We start from the raw sequence: 20,987 nt of genomic DNA on the forward strand, positions 1-20,987 counted from the left end.
AGCAGTCGTGTGCGTCGAATCCCCTGGAAGTGATCACATGCTCACCGGTCTGTTCTCCGCCGCGCTGGCCGACCCCGGGCTGGCCCGGGCGCGTGACCTGGCGCGCTCCGGTGCCGCGCAGGTCGACGGCCTCGACATCACGGCCCCATCGGCGCTGCGCCCGTTCGCGGTGGCCGCCGTCGCGGCCGACCCCGACGGCACCGGCGGCGGGGCCGGGCGGCCCGTGCTGGCGGTGACCGCCACCACCCGGGAGGCCGACGACCTGGCCGCCGCGCTGGGCGGGTTGCTGCCGGCCGACCAGGTGGCGGTCTTCCCATCCTGGGAGACGCTGCCGCACGAGCGGCTCTCCCCCCGCTCGGACACCGTCGGCCGGCGGCTGGCTGTGCTGCGCCGGCTGGCGCACCCGGAGTCGGCCGACGCGCACGGCCGCACCGGGCCGCTGCGGGTGCTCGTGGCCCCGGTCCGCTCGCTGCTCCAACCGCAGCTCAAGGGGCTCGGTGACCTGGAGCCCGTGCAGCTCGCCGCGGGCGACGAGGCGGACCTGGAGGAGGTCGCCCGCCGGCTGATCGACATGGCGTACGCCCGGGTCGATCTGGTCACCAAGCGCGGTGAGTTCGCGGTGCGCGGCGGCATCCTGGACGTCTTCCCGCCCACCGACGAGCACCCGTCCCGGGTCGAGTTCTGGGGCGACGAGGTGGAGGAGATCCGCACCTTCGCCGTCGCCGACCAGCGGACCATCGAACAGGTCCCCCTGCTCTGGGCGCCGCCCTGCCGGGAGCTGCTGCTCACCCCGCCGGTCCGCGATCGGGCCGCCGCGCTCGCCGAGCAGCACCCGGAGCTGGCGGAGATCCTGGACAAGCTGGCCGAGGGCATCCCGGTGGAGGGGATGGAGTCGCTGGCGCCGGTGCTGGTCGGCCCCGACTCGCTGGAGCTGCTGCTCGATGCCATGCCCGCCGGCACCCACGTGCTGCTCTGCGACCCGGAGCGGATCCGCACCCGGGCGCACGACCTGGTGCGTACCTCGGAGGAGTTTCTCCAGGCCAGCTGGGCCGCCGCCGCGATCGGCGGCCAGGCCCCGGTGGACGTCGGCGCCGCCGCCTTCCGCACCCTGGGTGAGGTGCGGGCCGCCGCCGGCAAGCTCGGCCAGCCGTGGTGGACGCTGTCCCCGTTCGGCCTTGTCGAGGCGGAGACGGCCGAGACGCGACAGCCCTGGGAGGACGCGCCGGAGCAGGCCGCCGTCAGCCCCGACGACGCCATCGCGGTGACCCTGGCGGCCCAGCCGGCCCCGCTCTACCACGGTGAGACCGCGCGGCTGGTCGACGACCTCAAGCGCTGGGCCGGCGAGGGCTGGTCGATCGCGCTGGTCTTCGAGGGGCACGGTCCCGCCCAGCGGGCAGTGGAGGTGCTGCGCGACGCCGGGCTGGGCGCCCGGCTGGTCGAGGAGGTGCCGACCGCGCCGGTCCCCGGCGAGCTGGTGGTCACCTGTGGGGCGTTGAGCAGCGGGTTCGTCGACGAGGCGTCCCGTTTCGTGGTGCTCACCGGCAACGATGTGACCGGCGGCCGGGGCACCTCGACGCGGGACATGCGCAAGATGCCGAGCCGGCGGCGCAACACCATCGACCCGCTGGAGCTCAAGGCCGGCGACCACGTGGTGCACGAGCAGCACGGCATCGGCAGGTACGTGGAGCTGGTGCAGCGCACCGTCAACGGCGCCAGCCGGGAATACCTGGTCATCGAGTACGCGGCCAGCAAGCGGGGCCAGCCCGGCGACCGGCTCTTCGTGCCGACCGACCAGCTCGACCAGCTCTCCCGCTACGTGGGCGGTGAGCAGCCGACCCTGCACAAGATGGGCGGCTCGGACTGGCAGAAGTCCAAGGCCCGCGCCCGCAAGGCGGTCCGGGAGATCGCCGCGCAGCTGATCCAGCTCTACGCCGCCCGCAAGGCGTCCAAGGGTCACTCGTTCGGGCCGGACACGCCCTGGCAGCGGGAGTTGGAGGACGCCTTCCCCTGGCAGGAGACGCCGGACCAGCTCGCCGCGATCGACGAGGTCAAGCGGGACATGGAGCAGACCGTCCCGATGGACCGGCTGATCTGTGGCGACGTCGGCTACGGCAAGACCGAGATCGCGGTCCGGGCGGCGTTCAAGGCGGTGCAGGACGGCAAGCAGGTGGCGGTGCTGGTGCCGACCACGCTGCTGGTGCAGCAGCACTACAACACCTTCGCCGAGCGGATGAGTCAGTTCCCGGTGGAGATCCGGCAGCTGTCCCGGTTCCAGACCCCGAAGGAGACCGAGCGGACGCTGGAGATGGTCGCCGACGGCACCGTCGACATCGTGATCGGCACCCACCGGCTGCTCCAGACCGCCACCCGGTTCAAGCAGCTGGGTCTGGTGGTCGTCGACGAGGAGCAGCGCTTCGGCGTCGAGCACAAGGAACACCTGAAGACACTGCGGGCCTCGGTCGATGTGCTGAGCATGTCGGCCACCCCGATCCCGCGCACCCTGGAGATGGCGATCACCGGCATCCGGGAGATGTCCACCATCGCCACGCCGCCGGAGGAGCGGCACCCGGTCCTCACCTTCGTCGGTGCGCACGACGACCGGCAGGTGGCCGCGTCGATCCACCGGGAGCTGCTCCGTGACGGGCAGGTCTTCTACCTGCACAACCGGGTTGAGTCGATCGACCGGACGGCGCGGCGGCTGCGCGAGCTGGTGCCCGAGGCGCGGGTCGCTGTGGCGCACGGCCAGATGGGCGAGGACGCCCTGGAGAAGGTCATGGTCGGCTTCTGGGAGAAGGAGTTCGACGTCCTGGTCTGCACCACGATCGTGGAGTCCGGCATCGACATCCCGAACGCCAACACCCTGATCGTGGAGCGGGCCGACCTGCTCGGCCTGGCCCAGCTGCACCAGATCCGTGGCCGGGTCGGCCGGGGCCGGGAGCGGGCGTACGCCTACTTCCTCTACCCACCGGAGAAGCCACTCACCGAGCACGCCCACGAGCGCCTGGCCACCATCGCCCAGCACACCGAGCTGGGCGCCGGCATGTACGTGGCGATGAAGGACCTCGAGATCCGGGGCGCCGGCAACCTGCTCGGCGGCGAGCAGTCCGGGCACATCGAGGGGGTCGGCTTCGACCTGTACGTGCGAATGGTCGGCGAGGCGGTCTCCGCGTTCAAGGGCGAACGGCCGGAGGAGGAGGCGGACGTCAAGATCGACCTGCCGGTCGACGCGCACCTGCCGCACGACTACGTGAGCGTGGAGCGGCTGCGGCTGGAGATGTACCGCAAGCTCGCCGAGGCGCGCGACGAGGAACGGCTGCGCGAGGTGGTCGCCGAGATGACCGACCGGTACGGCGAGCCGCCGGCACCGGTGCAGAACCTGGTCGCGGTGGCCCGGTTCCGCCTGCTGGCCCGCCGGTACGGCCTCGCCGACGTGTCGATGCAGGGCAAGCACGTGCGGTTCGGGCCGCTGCCGCTGCCGGATTCCAAGCAGCTACGGCTGAAGCGCTACCACCCGGACGCGGTCTACAAGCAGGCCACCGACCAGGTCAGCGTGCCCCGGCCGAGTACCCGTCGGGTCGGAGGCGAGCCGCTGCGCGACCAGGCGCTGCTGGAGTGGTGCGCCCAACTGCTCTCCGATGTGCTGGGCGCCCCCGCCCCGCTGGCGGTCGCGGCCGGGTGAGGTGGGGGCCGTCACAGCACGGGAGAGGGCATGAGAGAGTGGCGGGCATGCGTGCTCGCCGTCTGATCGCCGCCGCCAGCGTCGCGGCCCTGGGTGTCCTCTCCCTCGCCGCCTGCGGAAAGTCCGCACCGGACGTCGCCGCGTACGTCGGTGACGCCACCTACTCGGTGGACCGTGTCGATGCGATCTACGCCGACGTGCAGGCGAAGTTCGGCGACGCGGTCCGGCAGGAGGCCAGCCAGGCCGGTGCGACGCCCTCGCCCGAGCAGTTGCGGTCCGCCGTCACCCGGCAGGACGTGGTGAACCTGCTGATCAGCCTTGAGCTGGGCAAGCGGGTGGCGGCGGCGAAGAACCTCCAGGTGCCCGACGAGGTGACCCCGCAGCAGTTGGAACAGAACCTGCGGGTGCCGGCCAGCACCGAGTACGCCAAGCTCTGGGGCGAGTGGATCGACCTGCTCCAGGTGCTCAACCAGCAGCTTCCGCCGGCTGACCTGAGCGACGACTCGATGATGGCCGTCTACCAGGCCCTCACGAAGACCGGCGCGATCCAGGGCGGGATGTCGGTGGCCGACGTCCGCCGGGCGTTCGGTGACGGCGGCTTCGTCCGCGCCGCCACCGCGCTCAGCACCGCGCTGGAGGAGGAAGCCACCAAGGTCGACGTCTCGATCAACCCGCGCTACCGGGCGGTCGGGGTGCCGTCGGTCGTGAGCACCGGCGAGGCCCTGGTCTTCTACTCGCTTCCGTACATCAACGAGGCTGGCCCGGTCACCGACATCTCCACCCCGGAGCCGGTGCCGTCGAGCGCGGCCCCGGAGGCCGAGGGCACGGCCAGCTGAGCATGACGGCACGGATCGTCCTGCTGGTCACCTCGCCCCGACTACCGGCCGGCCTGCTGACCTCCGCCGCCTGGGATGTCGTACGCGCGCACCCGGTGCTGACCGGCGCGGTGAGCGAGCTGACCACGGCCATGCGCCAGGCGGGCGCCGAGGTCACCCTCGTGGACGGCCCGGCGACGCAGCCGCTGCTGGACACGGTCGCGGCGCACGGCACGGTGGTCTGGCTGGCCGGCCCGGCCGGCGACGAGTCGCTGGCCCGGCAGTTGGGGCTACGGCTGGCCCGGGAGCCGGGTCTGGCCGAGTTGGAGCTGATGTACGGCTCGTGGGATCCGCCGGGCGCGCGGCTGCTGGACGCGGTGGCCGTGCTGGATCGGCTGGCCTCCCCGGGCGGCGACCCGTGGAAGCGGGCGCAGACGCACCGCAGCCTCGCCGGTTATCTGCTGGAGGAGAGCTACGAGGCGTACGACGCGATCAGCGCCGACGACACCGACGCGCTCCGCGAGGAGTTGGGCGATGTGCTGCTGCAGGTGGTGCTGCACGCCCGGCTCGCCGAGGAGTTGCCCGAGGGCGAGCGCTGGAATGTCGATGACGTCGCCGGTGGCCTGGTGGACAAGATGATCCGGCGCAACCCGCACGTCTTCGCCGGTGCCGAGGCGGGGACGCTGGAGGAGATCACCGCCAACTGGGAACGGATCAAGCGGGCCGAGAAGGCACGTGACTCGGTGCTGGACGGTGTGGCGCTGAGCCAGCCCGCCCTCGCCCTGGCCGCGACGATCCTGGACCGCGCCGCCCGGGTCGGTCTGGCCGTCCCGCCCCCACTGGCCGACTCCCAGCTGGACGAGGAGGCAAGGCTCGGCGCCAGCCTCCTGGCCACCGTCGCCGCAGCCCGCCAGGCCAACCTGGACCCGGAAGCCGCCCTACGCCGCACCACCCTGGCGTACGCCAAGGCCGTCCGCGCCGCCGAAACCCCACCCGCCGAACCCCCCACTGAGTGACGTTGATCAAGAGGTTTGCGTCGGCTTCCGGCCGGATCCTGACGCAAACCTCTTGATCAACGCGGCTGGCGGACGGCGGTCGGTAGGGTCGGGGGGTGGAAGCGTTCGGGGTTTTGGCGGAGCGGGTTGTCGAGGCGTTGCTGGAGAGTCGGCCGGGGGCCGCCACCGCAGCCGGGGACCATCGGTACGACGATCGGCTGCCGGACCTGTCCGCCGACGCGCTCGCCGCCGACCGGGCGATGCTTTCCGACGCGGCGAACGCGCTGTCCGAACAGGACCCCGACTCGTTCGACGTCGAGGAGCAGGTCGATCACGCGCTGCTCACCTCCTTCGTGGATCGGGAGCTGTTCGAGCTGACCGAGATCCGGTCGCACGAGTGGAACCCGTTGCGCCACAACCCGGGCCCGCTGCTGCATGCGCTGCTGGCCCGCCCGTACGCCCCGGCCGAGGTGCGGCTGACCCAGCTGGCCGGCCGGCTCGCCGCCGTACCGGACGCCCTGGCGACCGCGCGCGCGACGCTGCGGGACATGCCGCGGATCCACGCCGAGACGGCGGTCGGGCAGTTCACCGGCACGGCCGCGCTGATCCGCGACGAGCTGCCGGCGCTGCTCGCCCAGGCGCCGAGCAGCCTGGACCGAGTGGAGCCGGCGGCCACCGCGGCGATCGCCGCGCTGGAGGAGTTCGTCGCCTGGCTGCGCATCGGCCTGGCCGCCGACGCCAGCCCGGGCCGTGACCCCCGGCTGGGCCGCCGCCGCTGGGAGGCCCGGCTCTGGCACACCCTGGACACCGAGCTGGGCGCCGCCGAGATCCAGCGCCGCGCCTGGGCCAACCTGGACCGGGTCACCGCGGAGATCCGCGAGGCGGCCGTCGAGCTGGTCGGCGGCCAGGCCGACGACGCGGCGGTACGCCGGGCGCTGGACGTGCTCGCCGCCGAGCACCCGGACGACCGGACCATCGTCGAGCTGGCCGGGGTGACCCTGGACGAGGCGACCGACTTCGTCCGCGCGCACGACCTGGTCTCTCTGGTCGACGACCGGTGCGTGATCCAGGAGATGCCGGAGTTCGCCCGGGGCGTCGCGGTGGCGTACTGCGATGCTCCCGGCCCGCTGGAGACCGCCGCCCTGCCGACCTTCTACTGCATCGCGCCCACCCCGTCGGACTGGCCGGCGCACCGGGTCGAGTCGTTCTACCGTGAGTACAACGACCACATGATCCGCAACCTGACCGTGCACGAGGCGATGCCCGGGCACTTCCTCCAGCTCGCCCACGCCCGGCACTACGTCGGCGGCACCCGGGTCCGGGCGCTGGCCAGGTCCGGCCCGTTCATCGAGGGCTGGGCCGTCTACGCCGAGGAGCTGATGGCCGGCCTTGGCTTCGGTGGCCTCCCGGTGCGGTTGCAGCAGCTCAAGATGCAGCTGCGGATGACCATCAACGCGCTGCTCGACCAGTTGGTGCACGCCGAGGATCTGCCTGAGGCCGAGGCGATGGCGCTGATGACGGAGCGCGGCTTCCAGGAGGAGGGCGAGGCGGCCGGCAAGTGGCGCCGGTCGCTGCTCACCTCCACCCAGCTCTCCACCTACTTCGTGGGGTACAGCGAGGTGGCTGAGATCGCCGCCGCCCGCCCGGACGGGGTGTCGGTGCGCGACTGGCACGACGCCATGCTCGCCCACGACTGCCCGCCCCCGCGCCACCTGCGGACCCTGCTCGGGGTCTGACCCGCCCCGATCGAGCGCCGTCCAGGTGCGTTCAGCGCCGCGCGGCGGTCACCGTGGCGTCGATCAGCCAGCGCGAGATGGAGTACGCGGGCGGCAGCTCCGCCGGCAGCGCGTCCAGGCCGAACCAGCGGGCCTGGGTCAGCTCCCGGCCGTCGACCACCGGCTCGGCATGCGGGTCGGCGGCACGGGCGGTGAAGCCGGCGAGCAGCACCCCGGGGCCGGAGATCGCCCACGGCTGGCTGCCGAAGTAGGCCAGCCCGTCGACGGTCAGCCCGACCTCCTCGCCGACCTCCCGGTGCACGGCCGCCTCCAGCGTCTCACCGGCCTCGACGAAGCCGGCCACCAGTGCCCACAGCCCGGTCGGCCCGGTGGCGTGCCGGACCAGCAGCAACTGGTCCGCGTGGCCGGCCCGGCCTGGCCGGGTGATCGCGACCAGTACCGCGGCGGAGAGCTGCATCGGCACGTACAGGTCGCAGTCGGGACAGCGGCGGGCCGCCTCGCCGGGCAGGTCGGTCAGCTCGGCCCGGCAGGCGCCGCACCACCGGTGGGTACGCCGCCAGGTGATCACCGCCAACGCTCGGCCGGCCAGGGTGGCGAGCGGCTCGGGCACCTCGGCGGCGAGTGACGCCCAGCCGCGCGCCCGGCCGGGGAACTCGTCGGCCGTGGCCACTTCGGTCGCCCATGCGGGCACCCCGTCGAGGGTGCCCAGTGGCACCCATCGGATGTCGGCGGGCAGGTCGGCGACCCGCGCCACGGTCCCGTCGGCGGCGGTCAGCAGCTTCGCGCCGATCACCGGCAGGGCGAGGTCGGTGGGCGCGGGCGGGCGGCCGAGGTCGGCCGCCGGCTGGAACCCGACGTGCGGCGCGGACCCGAGGGTCGGGCCGGTCACGAGCCGCCCGGCCGGCGGTCCACCACCCCGGCGCCGGCGGGCGGGTCGAACGCGTCCTTCGCCACCGTCTCGGAGTAGCGGCTCAGCGCCAGCTCCATCGGCTTGCCGTCGATCGGCCCGGTGAAGCTGCCCAGCACGCCGTCGGTGGTCACGCAGGCGGTGAAGTCGCCGTCCGACCGCTGGACCTCGACGCAGGTGGCGTGGTGCCCGGCGATGGTGGTGTCGCTCTGCTTGATGACCGCCTGCGGGTCGAGTGCGGCGGCGGTCAGCAGCCCGACCACCACCGGCGGGGTGACCAGGCCCTGCCGGTTGGCCTCGTCGAAGAGCGCCACGGTGGGCTTGCTGGCCGGGGTCGGCGGCGCGACGATGGTGCACTCCGTGCGGCCGCCGGCCGCCGTGCACCGGGTTACCGCCTCCGGGGTGACGGTGAGCCGCCCACCCGGGTAGCTGTACGTGGAGCGGGCCGGGTCCTGCGCCTGCGCTATCGCGGCGCTCTCGCCGCCGGGGAGCTGATACTCGGCCGAGTAGGTCAACTCCAGCGCCCGGTCGAGCCGGGCGGCGAGGTCGTTGACGAGATCGGAACGCCCCATGGCGCGTCCGGCGTCCTCGAATGTCTGACAGCCGGTGACCGTGAGCGACGCGATGACCGACACGGCGAGCATGCGGAGGGTGGTCGAGGCGGCGGGCATGGCGACCAGCCTGGTGGATCGGGTCGGCGCAGCGCAAACCAGTTGCCGGTTGACGCCCGGAAATCCGGGAATGTCCGTCAGTGGGAGGCGACTCGGGTGCGCGGGCGACGCCGTGCCCGTTCCCGTGGCCCGATACGCTGCGTTCAACACCTGCCTCAGCCGCACCGTCGCGGCCCACCCACGGACCGGATCACAACAACGAGGAGCGACTCAGTGGCAACCATCGAGGGAATCGTCGCCCGGGAGATTCTCGACTCGCGGGGCAACCCGACGGTCGAGGTCGAGGTCGGCCTGGACGACGGCACGGTGGCCCGCGCCGCGGTGCCCTCCGGCGCCTCCACCGGCGCCTTCGAGGCGATCGAGCTGCGCGACGGTGACGCCGACCGCTACCAGGGCAAGGGCGTGGAGAAGGCGGTCTCCAACGTCGAAGACAAGATCGTCGACCAGATCATCGGGTACGAGGCCAGCGAGCAGCGGCTGATCGACCAGAAGATGCTCGACATCGACGGCACCGACAGCAAGTCGGAGCTGGGCGCGAACGCCATCCTCGGCGTCTCCCTCGCGGTCGCGAAGGCGGCCGCCGGCAGCGCTGAGCTGAGCCTGTTCCGCTACCTGGGCGGCCCGAACGCGCACCTGCTGCCGGTGCCGATGATGAACATCCTCAACGGTGGCGCGCACGCCGACTCCAACGTCGACATCCAGGAATTCATGATCGCGCCGATCGGCGCGCCCACCTTCCGTGAGGCGCTGCGCTCCGGCGCGGAGGTCTACCACGCGCTGAAGTCGGTGCTGAAGAAGCAGGGCCTGTCGACCGGGCTGGGCGACGAGGGTGGCTTCGCGCCGAACCTGCCGACCAACGCCGCGGCACTGGACCTGATCGCCGAGGCGGTCGAGAAGGCCGGCTACCGGCTCGGCACCGACATCGTGTTCGCCCTCGACGTGGCGGCGACGGAGTTCTTCGACAACGGCACCTACACCTTCGAGGGGGCCGCGAAGTCCGCCGAGGAGATGAGCAACTACTACACCAAGCTGGCCGGCGACTACCCGATCGTGTCGATCGAGGACCCGCTGGCGGAGGACGACTGGAGCGGCTGGCAGACGCTGACCGCCTCGATCGGTGACCGGGTGCAGATCGTCGGCGACGACCTGTTCGTCACCAACCCGCAGCGCATCGCCCGCGGCATCGCGGAGAAGGCGGCGAACGCGGTGCTGGTCAAGGTCAACCAGATCGGTTCGCTGACCGAGACCCTGGACGCGGTGGACCTGGCCCACCGGGCCGGCTTCAAGTGCATGATGAGCCACCGCTCCGGCGAGACCGAGGACACCACCATCGCCGACCTGGCGGTGGCCACCGGCTGCGGTCAGATCAAGACCGGCGCGCCGGCCCGCTCGGACCGGGTCGCCAAGTACAACCAGCTGCTCCGGATCGAGGAGGAGTTGGCCGACGCGGCGCGCTACGCCGGTGCCGGCGCGTTCCCGCGCTACCGTTCGGCCTGAGACGCGAGAAGCCTCGGGGGAGGGGTGTGACGATGCAGCAGCGCCGCACACCGGGTGGCCAGCGTCCCGCCCGCCGGTCGGGTCAGTCCGGCCGGCCGGGCGGTGGCCGGGCCACCCGGGGATCGGTCCGTGAGGCCGGCGTACGCGCCGAGCCGCGGGGCGCCGCCGGTCGGGCACCGGGCGCGGCCCGGGGTGCCGACGGGGTCCGCTCCGCGAACCGCCCCGCCGCGGCCCGACGGACCGCCGCTGGCGGTGCCGTCAAGCGGCTCGCCGCACCCCACCCCCGTCGCTTCACCGGCCGGGCCACCGTGCTGTTCGCGGTGCTGATCGCCCTTGCCCTCGCCTACACCTACCCGGTCCGGGTCTACCTGGACCAGCAGGCCGACATCGAGCGGATGGAGGCCGCCCAGGCGGCGCAGGAGGAAGAGATCGCCAAGCTCGCCAGCGAGGCGGCCAAGTGGCAGGACGCCGAGTACATCAAGACGCAGGCCCGGGAGCGGTTCTTCATGGGCCGGCCGGGCGAGAAGATGATGGTGGTGCTGCACGACCCGGAGGGCGCCGCCCGGGACGCCGGGAAGCCCGCCGGTTCGGGCGCCCCGGCTGGTCCGGTGACCTGGTACGACACGCTCTGGTCGAGCGTCCAGGCGGCGGACAGCCAACAGCCGGGCAAGTGATCCACCGACCAGCGCACCAGGAGAGATGGGCACCGTGACTGTCGTACCACCGCCGGAGTCGGCGGCGGATTCCGTACCCCTGCCGCAGCGCGAGCCGGCCACTGAGGCCGACCTGGCCGCGGTGGCCGCGCAGCTCGGCCGCCCGCCCCGGGGTACCCGGGCGGTGGCCCACCGCTGTCCGTGCGGCCTGCCGGACGCGGTCGAGACGACGCCCCGTCTCGCCGACGGCACCCCGTTCCCGACGTTGTACTACCTGACCTGCCCCCGGGCCACGGCGGCGTGCAGCCGGCTGGAGTCGGCCGGGCTGATGAAGGAGATGGCCGAGCGGCTGTCGACGGATCCGGAGCTGGCCGCCCACTACCGGGCCGCGCACGAGGATTACCTCGCCCGCCGGGCGGCGATCGGCGAGGTGCCGGAGATCGCCGGGATCTCGGCCGGCGGGATGCCGGGCCGGGTGAAGTGCCTGCACGTGCACCTGGGGCACGCGCTGGGCGCAGGCCCCGGGGTGAACCCGTTCGGCGACGAGACGCTGGAGCTGGTCGAACCCTGGTGGATGGCCGGCCCGTGCGTGGACATGCCGACGGCCGAATGAGCGCGGACGCCGTGTCCCCGGTAGCGGGTGCCGACGGTCAGATCCCGGTGCGGCGTGCCCGCACCGGGGATGTGCGGGGCATCCGGCGGCTGGTCGACACGTACACCGACGACCGGCGGCTGCTGAGCAAGGCCACCGTCACCCTCTACGAGGACGTGCAGGAGTTCCGGGTGGCGGTTCGGCCCGAGGACGGCGCCGTGGTGGGCTGCGGCGCGCTCCACGTGATGTGGGAGGACCTGGCGGAGATCCGCACGGTCGCGGTGGATCCGTCGTGTCGGGGCCTGCGGATCGGCCACCGGCTGGTGGGCGAGCTGATCGACGCGGCCCGGGAGTTGGGTGTGGCGCGGATCTTCGTGCTCACCTTCGAGACCCGGTTCTTCGCGTCGTTCGGGTTCCGGGCGATCGACGGCGCGCCGGTGCCGCAGCCGGTCTACGAGCAGCTGCTGCGCTCGTACGACGAGGGTGTCGCGGAGTTCCTGGACCTGGAGCGGGTCAAGCCGAACACCCTGGGCAACACCCGGATGCTGCTGCGCCTGTAGTCAGGCCCGCCGGGGATGCGCGGCGAAGAACTCCCACATCAGGTCGGTGGCCGACAGGCCCGCGGTGGATGCGGCGAGCTGCCCGGATGTCGCTCCCGGCCAGCTGTGGCCCATGTCGGGAATGGTGTAGACGCTGACCTCGCTGCCGTCCGCGCAGCCCGCCACCGTCCGGGTCACCCCCGGCACCCCGGACGCCTTCGGGCTCGGTCGGCAGGTGAGCCGCTGCTGCCAGGTCTGCATGCCGGTTTGGAAGATCGAGGCGTACCGGTCCTGGCCGCCGATGAAGGTGATCACGGAGACCGGGCTCTTCGGCACGTAGCTCTCGGACGTGGTCAGGGATCCGCTGTAGCCGCCGCTGACCACCCCGATCGCGGCGAACCGGCCCTCGCCCTCCACCGCCGCCCGGAAGCTCATGTCGCCGCCGTTCGAGATGCCGGTGAGGAAGACCCGGTTCGGGTCCGCGCGCCAGGTCTGCACCAGGTGGTCGGTGAGGGTGGTGAGGAAACCGACGTCGTCCGCTTTGCCGCAGCAGATCAGCGCGTTGAAGCCACCGCCCAGCCCGTCGGGGTAGGCGACCAGCACGTTGTCCTTGTCGGCCTTGGCGTCCAGGCCCCCCAGCTCCTGCATCAAGGGGCCGGTTCCGGGGTAGAAGTGCAGCGCGATGACCAGGGCGGGCGGCCGGTTCGGGTCGTACCCGGGCGGGGCGTGCAGCAGGTAGGCGCGGTCCACCCCGTTGTGTCGCAGGGTGAGCCGGTGGTCGCCGGGCGCCGGGCGTTCGGTCGACGCCGAGGGTTGTGCGGACAGGGTCGACGAGGGTCGCCCCCGCTGACCACACGCCGCGACCACCACGATGAGGCACAGCCCCGTCAGCAATGCCAACATCCGTCGCACGTCGGCCACCCCTCGTCGACCCGTGGTCCACAGTGGGCGTGTTCCACTCGTGGATCAACCCTTTCGGTCCAGGGCGAAGGCGGGCAGGCTGTTCCCATGCTTCGGCTTCGGCTCGGGCCGGCGGACCTGTGCCGGGTGCGGTTCGGTGACCGGCTGCACCCGGTCGGGACCGCGCTGCTGGCCGGTCAGTGGCTGCGCGATCCGACGGTCGCGGTGATGGCGCCGGCCCTGGCTGAGCGGGCGGCGGCGGTCGAGGGCGCCGGCGACGCGCAGGCCGCCACCGCGATCCTGCGACACCTGCTGCCCGACCGGGGGCGTCTGCCGGACTTCGTCACCCCCCTCGACGGTCTGGAGTCCGTGGCGGCCGGCCTCGAAGCGATCCGGGCCACGCCGGCGCGGCGGGTCCGCGCCGAGGTCACCGAGTCGTACGCCGACGCGGCCGCCACCCCGCTGCGGCGGCGGTTCGCGGCGGCCGACCCGGAGGTGCTGGACCTGTTCGGTCAGGCCGTGCGCACCTGGTTCGATGTCGTCCTCGCGCCGCACTGGCCCGACCTGGTGTCCACGCACCGCCAGCAGGTGACCTGCGCCAGCCAGCGACTGGCGCTGCACGGCCTGGCCGGCCTCTTCGGGGGGCTTCACCCGGCGATCCGGTGGCGTGAGCCGGTGCTGGAGGTGCGCACCTGGTGGGATGGGGAGTTGAGCGGCACCGGCCACGGGATCCTCCTGCTGCCCACCCCGTTGGCCGGTCCCCGCCCCCGGGTGCTGGTCGAGCCGGGCCGCCCGATCCTGCTCGTCTATCCGGCGCCGATGCCGCACCGGCCAGCCACGGCGGGGGGCGACTCCCTCGGGCGGCTGCTCGGCACGACCCGGGCGCTGGTGCTGCGGCGGCTCGCGGACGAGGGCGGGCTGAGCACGACCACGCTGTCCCGGGCCGTCGGGATCAGTCTCTCGTCGGCGTCGGAGCACGCCACCGCGTTGCGGGAGGCCGGCCTGATCGCCAGCGAGCGGGACGGCGGGGCCGTCCGGCACCACGTGACACCGCTCGGTGCGGGTGTGCTGGGGGCGGGCCCGGACGCGGCCTGCTCCGAGGCGTGGCCCTCGGCTGGACAAGCCGCCGGATGGCCGCCGGTCCTACCGTAAGGTTGCTGCCGTGACGACGCGTGTGGCGGCCATCGACTGCGGGACCAACTCGATCCGACTGCTGGTCGCCGACCTGCCCGATTCGTCGGCCGGGCCGCAGGCTCCGCTGGTCGACCTGACCCGGCGCATGGAGATCGTCCGGCTGGGGCAGGGCGTGGACCGGACCGGCCGGCTGGCGCCGGAGGCGATCGAGCGGACCCGGGTGGCGCTGGCGTCGTACGCCGCCGACATCGAGAAGCTGGGTGCGGAGCGGGTGCGGATGTGTGCCACCTCGGCCTCCCGGGACGCCGCCAACGCCGCCGACTTCACCGAGATGGTGCAGCGCACCCTCGGGGCCGCGCCCGAGGTGGTCACCGGCGACGAGGAGGCCCGGCTCTCGTTCACCGGTGCGGTACGCGGGCTGCCCGCCGACGCGAAGGAGCCGTTCCTGGTCGTCGACATCGGCGGTGGCTCCACCGAGTTCGTGGTCGGTGACCGGGCCGACGGGGTCCGTGCGGCGATCTCGGTGGACATCGGCTGTGTCCGGATGACCGAGCGGCACCTGGCCGGAGACCCACCGACGCCGGAGCAGGTCGCCGCCGCGCAGGCCGACATCGCGGCCGCGGTGGACCGGGCGCTCGCGGCGGTGCCCGGTCGGGAGGCGGCCACGCTGGTCGGCCTCGCCGGGTCGGTCACCACCGTGGTCGCCATCGCGCAGGGCCTGCAGGAGTACGACCCGGAGCGGATCCACCACGCCCGGGTGTCGTACGAGGCGGTGGCTCAGGTGACGGCGGACCTGCTGGGTCAGACCCGTGAGCAGCGGTTGGCGATCCCGGTGATGCACCCGGGTCGGGCCGACGTGATCGGGGCGGGCGCGCTGGTGCTCCGCGTGATCATGGAGCGGGCCGGGATGCCATCGGTGGTCGCCTCGGAGCACGACATCCTCGACGGCATCGCCTGGAGCCTCCAGCCGGCCTCGAACTAGCTGGGTTGATCGACAAGAGATCGGGGATGTCGGGGGACCGGCTCGGCGACCACCACCGCTCCACGGAGCGCGGATTACCCGTTCACGGCTGCATGGCGAGGCACGGGTTCCGTGACAAACGTTCACGGTGTTGGATGAATCGCGCTGAAGGGGCGTCAATCACCCGTCCGTCGTGATTAGACAGTGCCGACGCGTCGCGGCCTTTCCAACTCTGTAGCATCGCTGCGACGACGAGGGAGCGCTGAGTGAACGACTTCATCCCGACCTTGCCCGATCTGGGGCTGGAGTTCCTCCCTCTCGACCCAGGCGATCCCGATGCGGTGGGCGACATCCGGCTGCTCGGCCGGATAGGCGAAGGTGGCATGGGTCGTGTCTATCTTGGAGTGACCCAGGCCGGCCGGGCTGTGGCGGTGAAGGTCGTCAAGGATCCCTACTCGACCGATCCCTCCTTCCGCGCCCGCTTCGCGCGCGAGGCCGCGATCGCCGGGCGGGTCGGCGGTGTGTTCACCGCCCCCGTGGTCAGCCACGACTCCGAAGCCGTCCGCCCGTGGCTGGCGACCGCCTTCGTGCCAGGCCCCAATCTCGCCGTCGCCGTCGCGCGCCACGGAACATTGCCGCTGCACGGCGTGTGGCGACTCGCCGCAGGGGTGGCCGAAGCCCTCAAAGCCATCCACGCCGCCGGCATCGTCCACCGAGACCTGAAGCCCGGCAACGTGCTGCTCGCCGCCGACGGCCCCCGCGTCATCGACTTCGGCATCTCCCGGGCCGACGGCGAGCTCGACCTCACTCAGACCGGCATCCGGATGGGCACCCCGTCCTACATGTCACCGGAACAACTGCGCGGGGAGCGATCCACTTCTGCCACGGACGTCTTCGCGCTCGGCTCGGTCGTCGCCTTCGCCGCCACCGGGAGGGCTCCGTTCCGCGCCGGCAGCGACGTGGCGCTCGTCTACCGTGTCACGCAGGGCGAACCCGATCTTGACGGAATCACCGATCCGGGACTGCGGGAGCTGATCAGTCGGTGCCTGGCCAAGGAGCCGCATCTGCGCCCGACGTCGCAGGACGTCATCGCCGCCTACACCGACCGCAGCGCGGCAGCCGCCGGGCAAGGCTGGCTGCCCGTCGGCCTTGAGGAGACCCTTCCCCAGGCCGGGACCGCTTTGACCATCCCGGTCAGGCCACCCGGCCTCGCACCCACTCTGACCGGCCTCGCACCGACTTTGACCGCCACCGCATCGATCGGCCCGGACGGGCTCACGACCGTCGCTGTTGGACGGGATACCGTTCCCGAGCCGGTCGCCGCGAACCCGACGAAGCTACCGGATCTGACGACCCATGCCATGTCGCCGATCGACACCCGGCGCCGGAAATGGCGTCGACCGGCTATCGCCGCGGCGATCGGCGTGCTTGTGGCGGTACTGGGCGGGACCTATCTCGCCAATGGCGGCGCGACACCCCGCGACCCTTCGGTCGGCAACTCTCCGATCGGTGCTGCCGCCGCAGCCGTCTCCTCCCCGCCTGTCGACGGGACCTCCAGCCCTGCCAACGATCCGAACGCGCCCGGTACGCCCGGTGTGACCGGTACGCCCGGCGGTGGCCCAGGGGCGGCTAGCGGTGGCCCAAATGCGGCTACCAGCCCTTCGGTCGGTGCGGCGCCGGCCAAGGACGATTCGGGCACCGCAGAACCGACCAAGACCGCTCCTCGTGCCCCGGCGTTGCCCTCGGGGCCGTTCAACCCCGACAACATGGTGATCGTGAGCTCCGACGGCGCCGTTCTCAGCACCACCGGCACGAACGACGGCTCGAAGGTGGTGACCGCCGACTGGCGGAACCTTCCCGGCCAGAGATGGCAACTCGAGTCGTCTGGCGATGCCCTGGTCGTGAAGTCCGCACCCTCCAAGCAGCTCACCGTCGGCTACGACGGGGTCGGCGTGCTGTCATCGGTCGGCAGCGGAAACGGCTTCGGGTGGGTCTACGACTCGGAGAGGCGTCAGCTCCGCAAGCGGAACACGAGCGGGTGCCTGACCTCCGAGGGCCCCGGCCAGCAGGTTTCCTATGGTGTGTGCAACAGCAGCCAGAACCAGCTTTGGCGGGTGGTGTCGTGAGCTTCATCCTGCGATCCTGACCGGCTGTCCGAGGCCGCAGGCGAGTCGGGGGCGAACGCCCGCTGCGGGAGAAGTAGCTGCTCACGTACGCGGTCCGGGCGAGCGTCCGGAGGCGATCCAGGTGCGTGGCTCGACCGCGCGGCGCGTTTCGTTGACGCTACTTCGCATTGCACAGTAGTGTGCAGTGCGTGGACACCACACAGTTGCTGAAGGGCGTGCTCGATCTGGCCGTCCTCGCCGTGCTCCGGGAGGAGGACGGTTACGGTTATGACATCCTGCGCCGGCTGCGCGAGGCCGGCCTGGAAGAGGTCGGCGACGCCTCGGTCTACGGCACGCTGCGCCGCCTCTTCGCCGCCGGCCTGCTCACCACCTATGTCGTGCCGAGCGAATCCGGGCCGCACCGGAAGTACTACTCGCTCAACGCCGCCGGGCGTGACCAGTTGACCCGCTCCGGCAAGCTCTGGCGCTCGTTCGCCACCACCATGGACAGTCTGCTCGACGATCGGGGGATGGCGGCATGACCGTCACGGAGCAGGAAATCACCGACTACGTGGCACGGGTCCGGGCGGCGCTGGCCGACCTGCCGCCCGCCCAGCGCGACGAGCTGACCGAGGACCTGCCCGACCACCTCGCCGAGGTGGCCGCCGAGGCCGACGGCACGCTGGTCGAGCGGCTGGGCGAGCCCGAGGCGTACGCCGCCGAACTGCGGGCCGCCGCCGGTGCCCCGGCCAGCGGGCGCAACCTCGACCAGCGGGTCGCCGCCACCGTGGTCCGGTTCCGCAGCCGGCTGCGTGCCGTCGATACCCGGCTCGGTCCACCGCTGGGGTACGAGACGGCCAGCGACTTCCTCCGGTTGCTACGTCCCGGCTGGTGGGTGCTGCGCGGCTACCTGGCGGCGATGCTCGTCACCGTGATCAGCACCGGCGGCAGCTTCGGTCTGCTGCCTCGGTTCGGCGGCGAACTGCTCGCCGGGCTGATCATGCTGGTCGGCTTCGTGCTCGCCTCGATCTGGCTCGGTCGTCGCTCCGCCCGACTGACCCGCTGGCCGCGATCGGCGATGCAGGTCGGCAGCGCGGTGCTGGTGGTCTTCGCGCTCGCCGCTCTGATGCAGGCGGAGGACCGGATGCGCTACGGCGACTACGGCTACGACCCGACGTCGGTCGACAATCCGTACGACCGGGTCCGGGACGTCTTCGTCTACGACAGCGAGGGCCGGCTCGTGGAAAATGCCCGGCTCTTCGACCAGAACGGCGACCCGATCCGGCTCGGCTACCCGGACTGCGTGGACCTGGCCGACGCCTATGCCAAGCCGTTGCTGCGGGCGTACCCGTACTGCCCGGACCAGGCGCCGTTCGGACCTCGGGCTCCGGGCGCGCCCGCACCGACCGCAGCTCCGGCGACGACGCCGAGCCCGGCGCCGACGGCGCCCCCGGCCACGACGCCCGGGACGGCCACCGGCGAGCCCACGGCGGGCCCGACCGCGACGCCGACCAGCACCCCGAGTGGCGAACCGACTCCCACCGCGACGGGGTGAGCGGCGATGTGAACTGGATCATGCAGACGAAGCTGGGAAATAGCTGAACGGACGAGGCGAGCGGGACGACGCCGTAAATCAATGATCGTTACGGTGTCGTCTGCTCATCAATCCCTCGGAAGGACCCCCCGTGTCAGAGCAGGTCGCACCGCCCCCCGCGTCCGACGCCGTGCCGCCCCAGCCGGCCGCCGAGACGCCGCCGCCGGCCGAGCCGGAGGCGAAGAAGTCCGGTGCAAAGAAGGCGCTCGGCATCGTCGGCGCGATCCTCGTGTTCGTCGTCATCGCCGGCCTGAAGTTCGGTGTCGGCTCGGCGATCGGCAACTACCTGAACAAGGACGAGACCGCCGACGCCAAAGCTGGCGACTGCATCGCCGAGCTGCCCGAGATCACCGGCACCGAGGAGGAGGAGGTCGACGGCGCCAAGGTCGTGGAGTGCACCTCCACGGACGCGGCGTACAGCGTGGTCGGTCGGGTGGACGGGCAGACCGAGGCCCAGGCCAAGGCCGGCACCGCCTGCGACCAGTACCTGAAGGAAGGCGAAGAGGGTTACGTCTTCTACAACATCGAGCCGGGCAAGACGGGCTACCTGCTGTGCCTGACGAAGAAGGCCTGACCGGAGCACCGACAGACGGCAGCAGCACGAACGACGGCGGCGGGGGAAGCTTCCCCCGCCGCCGTCGGCGTACCCGGGGTCACCGCCTGGCGAACGGGAGGTGAATGCCACTGTTCCCGCGTCTTCCCGGGGGGTGGCGTGGCGTGGCAGGCTACCGGCACGTAGGACCACTGGGCGACCAGCCAACGATGACTGACCGCTAGGAGGACGGCCGATGGGCGAGATGGTGAGCTACCGCAGCAACGGGGGGACGAGCGAGGGGTATCTCGCGATACCCGCCAGCGGCCTGGCCAGCCCCGCTGTCATCGTCATCCAGGAGTGGTGGGGCCTGGTCCCGCATATCCGGTCGGTGGCGGACCGGTTCGCCGAGGCCGGCTTCGTCGCCCTCGCCCCGGACTTCTACCACGGTGAGACCACCAGCGAGCCGGACGAGGCGCAGCGGCTGCTGATGGCGATGCGGATGAACGAGGCGGCGAAGGACATCGCCGGCGCGGCCGACTACCTCGCCGGGCGACCGGAGGTCACGGGCAAGGTCGGTGCGGTGGGCTTCTGCGCTGGCGGCAGCCTGGCCCTCTGGTCGGCGACCCTCTCCGAGCGGATCGTCGCCACCGCTGGCTTCTACCCCGTGCTGCCCTGGGAGTCGATGAGCCCCGTGTGGGGCGACTACGCCGGCAAGGCCGCCGTCATCCACTGCTCCGAAGAGGACGGCACCTCCGCCGCCGAGGGCGTGCAGACCGCCCGCCAGGCCATCGAGGAGGCCGGCGGCACCTGCCACCTCTACGACTACCCGGGCACCTCGCACGCCTTCTTCAACGACGACCGGCCGGAGGCGTTCGACCAGCGCGCCGCCGCCAGCGCCTTCGCCCGCACCCTGGAACTCTTCCGGGCCAAGCTTGGCTGAGCCGCGTACCCCGGAGCAGGTGGTCGCCCGCGCAGCGTGGGCGACCGACCTGGCCGACCTGGACGCCGCGGTGAGCGACTGTTTCGCCTGCCCCCGCCTGGTCCGGTGGCGGGAGGAGGTGGCTCGCACCCGCCGGGCCGCCTTCCGCGACCAGGAGTACTGGGGCCGCCCGGTCCCGGGGTTCGGCCCCGCCGACGCGCGGATCGCCATCCTCGGGCTGGCGCCCGCCGCGCACGGCGGCAACCGCACCGGCCGGATCTTCACCGGTGACCGCTCGGGTGACGTGCTCTTCGCCGCCCTGCACCGGGCCGGGCTGGCCAACCAGCCGACCAGTGTCGCCGCTGACGACGGGCTGGCCCTGCGGGACACTCGGATCTTCGCGGCCGTCCGGTGCGCGCCGCCGGACAACAAGCCCACCCCGGTCGAGCGGGACACCTGCGCGCCCTGGCTGCACCGCGAGGTCACGCTGATCCGGCCCACCCTGCGCGTCGTGGTCGCGCTCGGTGCGTTCGCGTGGGCCGCGTGGTGGCCGGTGCTGCGCCAGGTGTACGGGCAGCGCCCGCCCAGCCCGCGACCGGCGTTCGGCCATGGGGCACACTGGTCCGGCACGGCCGCACCGGAGCTGCTCGGCTGCTACCACGTCAGTCAGCAGAACACCTTCACCGGGCGGCTGACACCAGTGATGCTGGACGATGTCTTCGGTCGGGCCAAGCAGCTGGCCGGAGTGGACTGAG

General features: G+C 72.4%; 19 protein-coding genes. 16 read left to right on the forward strand and 3 right to left on the reverse strand.

Annotated elements, in window-relative coordinates; all coding sequences use genetic code 11:
- The first annotated feature begins 37 nt into the window (after positions 1-37).
- From mfd to ABZV00_RS07030, 4 genes are all read left to right on the forward strand, one after another.
- Entirely contained in the window at positions 38-3,679 is a 3,642-nt protein-coding gene (mfd, locus tag ABZV00_RS07015; RefSeq protein WP_355602538.1) for a transcription-repair coupling factor, read from the forward strand.
- A 47-nt stretch (positions 3,680-3,726) separates the two neighbouring features.
- On the forward strand, positions 3,727-4,515 hold the full coding sequence (locus ABZV00_RS07020; protein ID WP_355602540.1) for a hypothetical protein: 789 nt from the start codon (positions 3,727-3,729) through the stop codon (positions 4,513-4,515).
- A 2-nt stretch (positions 4,516-4,517) separates the two neighbouring features.
- Positions 4,518-5,510, forward strand: a complete 993-nt coding sequence (locus ABZV00_RS07025) for a nucleoside triphosphate pyrophosphohydrolase (RefSeq protein WP_355602542.1) — start codon at positions 4,518-4,520, stop codon at positions 5,508-5,510.
- A 95-nt stretch (positions 5,511-5,605) separates the two neighbouring features.
- Complete coding sequence (locus tag ABZV00_RS07030) at positions 5,606-7,225, forward strand: DUF885 domain-containing protein (RefSeq protein WP_355602543.1); 1,620 nt, start codon at positions 5,606-5,608, stop codon at positions 7,223-7,225.
- Positions 7,226-7,256: 31 nt separating this feature from the next.
- Here the strand turns inward: ABZV00_RS07030 and nudC are convergent, their stop codons facing one another.
- Entirely contained in the window at positions 7,257-8,114 is an 858-nt protein-coding gene (gene nudC, locus ABZV00_RS07035) for an NAD(+) diphosphatase (RefSeq protein WP_355602545.1), read from the reverse strand.
- Positions 8,111-8,803: a hypothetical protein gene (locus tag ABZV00_RS07040; RefSeq protein ID WP_355602547.1), complete on the reverse strand. Its 693-nt coding sequence runs from the start codon at positions 8,801-8,803 to the stop codon at positions 8,111-8,113. Before ABZV00_RS07040 ends, nudC begins: the two co-directional genes overlap by 4 nt.
- 213 nt (positions 8,804-9,016) lie before the next feature.
- Here ABZV00_RS07040 and eno point away from each other — a divergent pair, with 213 nt between their 5' ends.
- The 4 genes from eno to ABZV00_RS07060 are packed head-to-tail and all read left to right on the forward strand — an operon-like array spanning position 9,017 to position 12,105.
- A complete protein-coding gene (gene eno / locus ABZV00_RS07045; protein WP_328423581.1) occupies positions 9,017-10,300 on the forward strand; it encodes a phosphopyruvate hydratase in 1,284 nt (427 codons plus the stop codon).
- Between the two features lie 32 nt (positions 10,301-10,332).
- Positions 10,333-10,974: a septum formation initiator family protein gene (locus ABZV00_RS07050; protein ID WP_328426311.1), complete on the forward strand. Its 642-nt coding sequence runs from the start codon at positions 10,333-10,335 to the stop codon at positions 10,972-10,974.
- Between the two features lie 34 nt (positions 10,975-11,008).
- A complete protein-coding gene (locus ABZV00_RS07055) occupies positions 11,009-11,566 on the forward strand; it encodes a DUF501 domain-containing protein (RefSeq protein WP_355602614.1) in 558 nt (185 codons plus the stop codon).
- The gene (locus tag ABZV00_RS07060; RefSeq protein ID WP_355602549.1) at positions 11,563-12,105 is read left to right on the forward strand and encodes an amino-acid N-acetyltransferase; all 543 of its coding nucleotides are present in this window, start codon (positions 11,563-11,565) and stop codon (positions 12,103-12,105) included. Before ABZV00_RS07055 ends, ABZV00_RS07060 begins: the two co-directional genes overlap by 4 nt.
- Here the strand turns inward: ABZV00_RS07060 and ABZV00_RS07065 are convergent, their stop codons facing one another.
- Complete coding sequence (locus ABZV00_RS07065; protein ID WP_328423587.1) at positions 12,106-12,987, reverse strand: PHB depolymerase family esterase; 882 nt, start codon at positions 12,985-12,987, stop codon at positions 12,106-12,108.
- A gap of 105 nt (positions 12,988-13,092) precedes the next feature.
- Between ABZV00_RS07065 and ABZV00_RS07070 the strand changes: the two genes are divergently transcribed.
- From ABZV00_RS07070 to ABZV00_RS07105, 8 genes are all read left to right on the forward strand, one after another.
- The gene (locus tag ABZV00_RS07070) at positions 13,093-14,136 is read left to right on the forward strand and encodes a helix-turn-helix transcriptional regulator (RefSeq protein WP_355602551.1); all 1,044 of its coding nucleotides are present in this window, start codon (positions 13,093-13,095) and stop codon (positions 14,134-14,136) included.
- Positions 14,137-14,158: 22 nt separating this feature from the next.
- Complete coding sequence (locus ABZV00_RS07075) at positions 14,159-15,100, forward strand: Ppx/GppA phosphatase family protein (RefSeq protein WP_355602616.1); 942 nt, start codon at positions 14,159-14,161, stop codon at positions 15,098-15,100.
- A 245-nt stretch (positions 15,101-15,345) separates the two neighbouring features.
- Positions 15,346-17,205 carry a protein kinase gene (locus ABZV00_RS07080; RefSeq protein ID WP_355602553.1) on the forward strand — a complete coding sequence of 620 codons (1,860 nt, stop codon included), beginning with the start codon at positions 15,346-15,348 and terminating at the stop codon, positions 17,203-17,205.
- 188 nt (positions 17,206-17,393) lie between these two features.
- Positions 17,394-17,726 (forward strand): PadR family transcriptional regulator, encoded by a 333-nt coding sequence (locus ABZV00_RS07085; RefSeq protein ID WP_074316865.1) that lies wholly within the window; start codon positions 17,394-17,396, stop codon positions 17,724-17,726.
- The gene (locus tag ABZV00_RS07090; protein ID WP_355602555.1) at positions 17,723-18,739 is read left to right on the forward strand and encodes a hypothetical protein; all 1,017 of its coding nucleotides are present in this window, start codon (positions 17,723-17,725) and stop codon (positions 18,737-18,739) included. Before ABZV00_RS07085 ends, ABZV00_RS07090 begins: the two co-directional genes overlap by 4 nt.
- 130 nt (positions 18,740-18,869) lie before the next feature.
- Positions 18,870-19,352, forward strand: a complete 483-nt coding sequence (locus ABZV00_RS07095; protein WP_355602557.1) for a hypothetical protein — start codon at positions 18,870-18,872, stop codon at positions 19,350-19,352.
- Between the two features lie 214 nt (positions 19,353-19,566).
- Positions 19,567-20,253, forward strand: a complete 687-nt coding sequence (locus ABZV00_RS07100; RefSeq protein WP_355602559.1) for a dienelactone hydrolase family protein — start codon at positions 19,567-19,569, stop codon at positions 20,251-20,253.
- A 19-nt stretch (positions 20,254-20,272) separates the two neighbouring features.
- Positions 20,273-20,986, forward strand: coding sequence for a uracil-DNA glycosylase (locus tag ABZV00_RS07105; RefSeq protein ID WP_355602618.1), 714 nt, complete (start codon positions 20,273-20,275; stop codon positions 20,984-20,986).
- The last annotated feature ends 1 nt before the right edge of the window (position 20,987 follow it).

The sequence above is a fragment of the Micromonospora sp. NPDC005173 genome (genome assembly GCF_040608515.1).
Lineage (GTDB): Bacteria > Actinomycetota > Actinomycetes > Mycobacteriales > Micromonosporaceae > Micromonospora.

Bases quoted from the DNA above. Each gene is read 5' to 3' on its own strand.
- ABZV00_RS07050 (WP_328426311.1), top strand. From the start codon at position 10,333: ATGCAGCAGCGCCGCACACCGGGTGGCCAGCGTCCCGCCCGCCGGTCG.
- ABZV00_RS07100 (WP_355602559.1), top strand. From the start codon at position 19,567: ATGGGCGAGATGGTGAGCTACCGCAGCAACGGGGGGACGAGCGAGGGG.
- mfd (WP_355602538.1), top strand. From the start codon at position 38: ATGCTCACCGGTCTGTTCTCCGCCGCGCTGGCCGACCCCGGGCTGGCC.
- ABZV00_RS07070 (WP_355602551.1), top strand. From the start codon at position 13,093: ATGCTTCGGCTTCGGCTCGGGCCGGCGGACCTGTGCCGGGTGCGGTTC.
- ABZV00_RS07065 (WP_328423587.1), bottom strand. From the start codon at position 12,987: ATGTTGGCATTGCTGACGGGGCTGTGCCTCATCGTGGTGGTCGCGGCG.
- ABZV00_RS07090 (WP_355602555.1), top strand. From the start codon at position 17,723: ATGACCGTCACGGAGCAGGAAATCACCGACTACGTGGCACGGGTCCGG.
- ABZV00_RS07020 (WP_355602540.1), top strand. From the start codon at position 3,727: ATGCGTGCTCGCCGTCTGATCGCCGCCGCCAGCGTCGCGGCCCTGGGT.
- ABZV00_RS07040 (WP_355602547.1), bottom strand. From the start codon at position 8,803: ATGCCCGCCGCCTCGACCACCCTCCGCATGCTCGCCGTGTCGGTCATC.
- ABZV00_RS07060 (WP_355602549.1), top strand. From the start codon at position 11,563: ATGAGCGCGGACGCCGTGTCCCCGGTAGCGGGTGCCGACGGTCAGATC.
- ABZV00_RS07025 (WP_355602542.1), top strand. From the start codon at position 4,518: ATGACGGCACGGATCGTCCTGCTGGTCACCTCGCCCCGACTACCGGCC.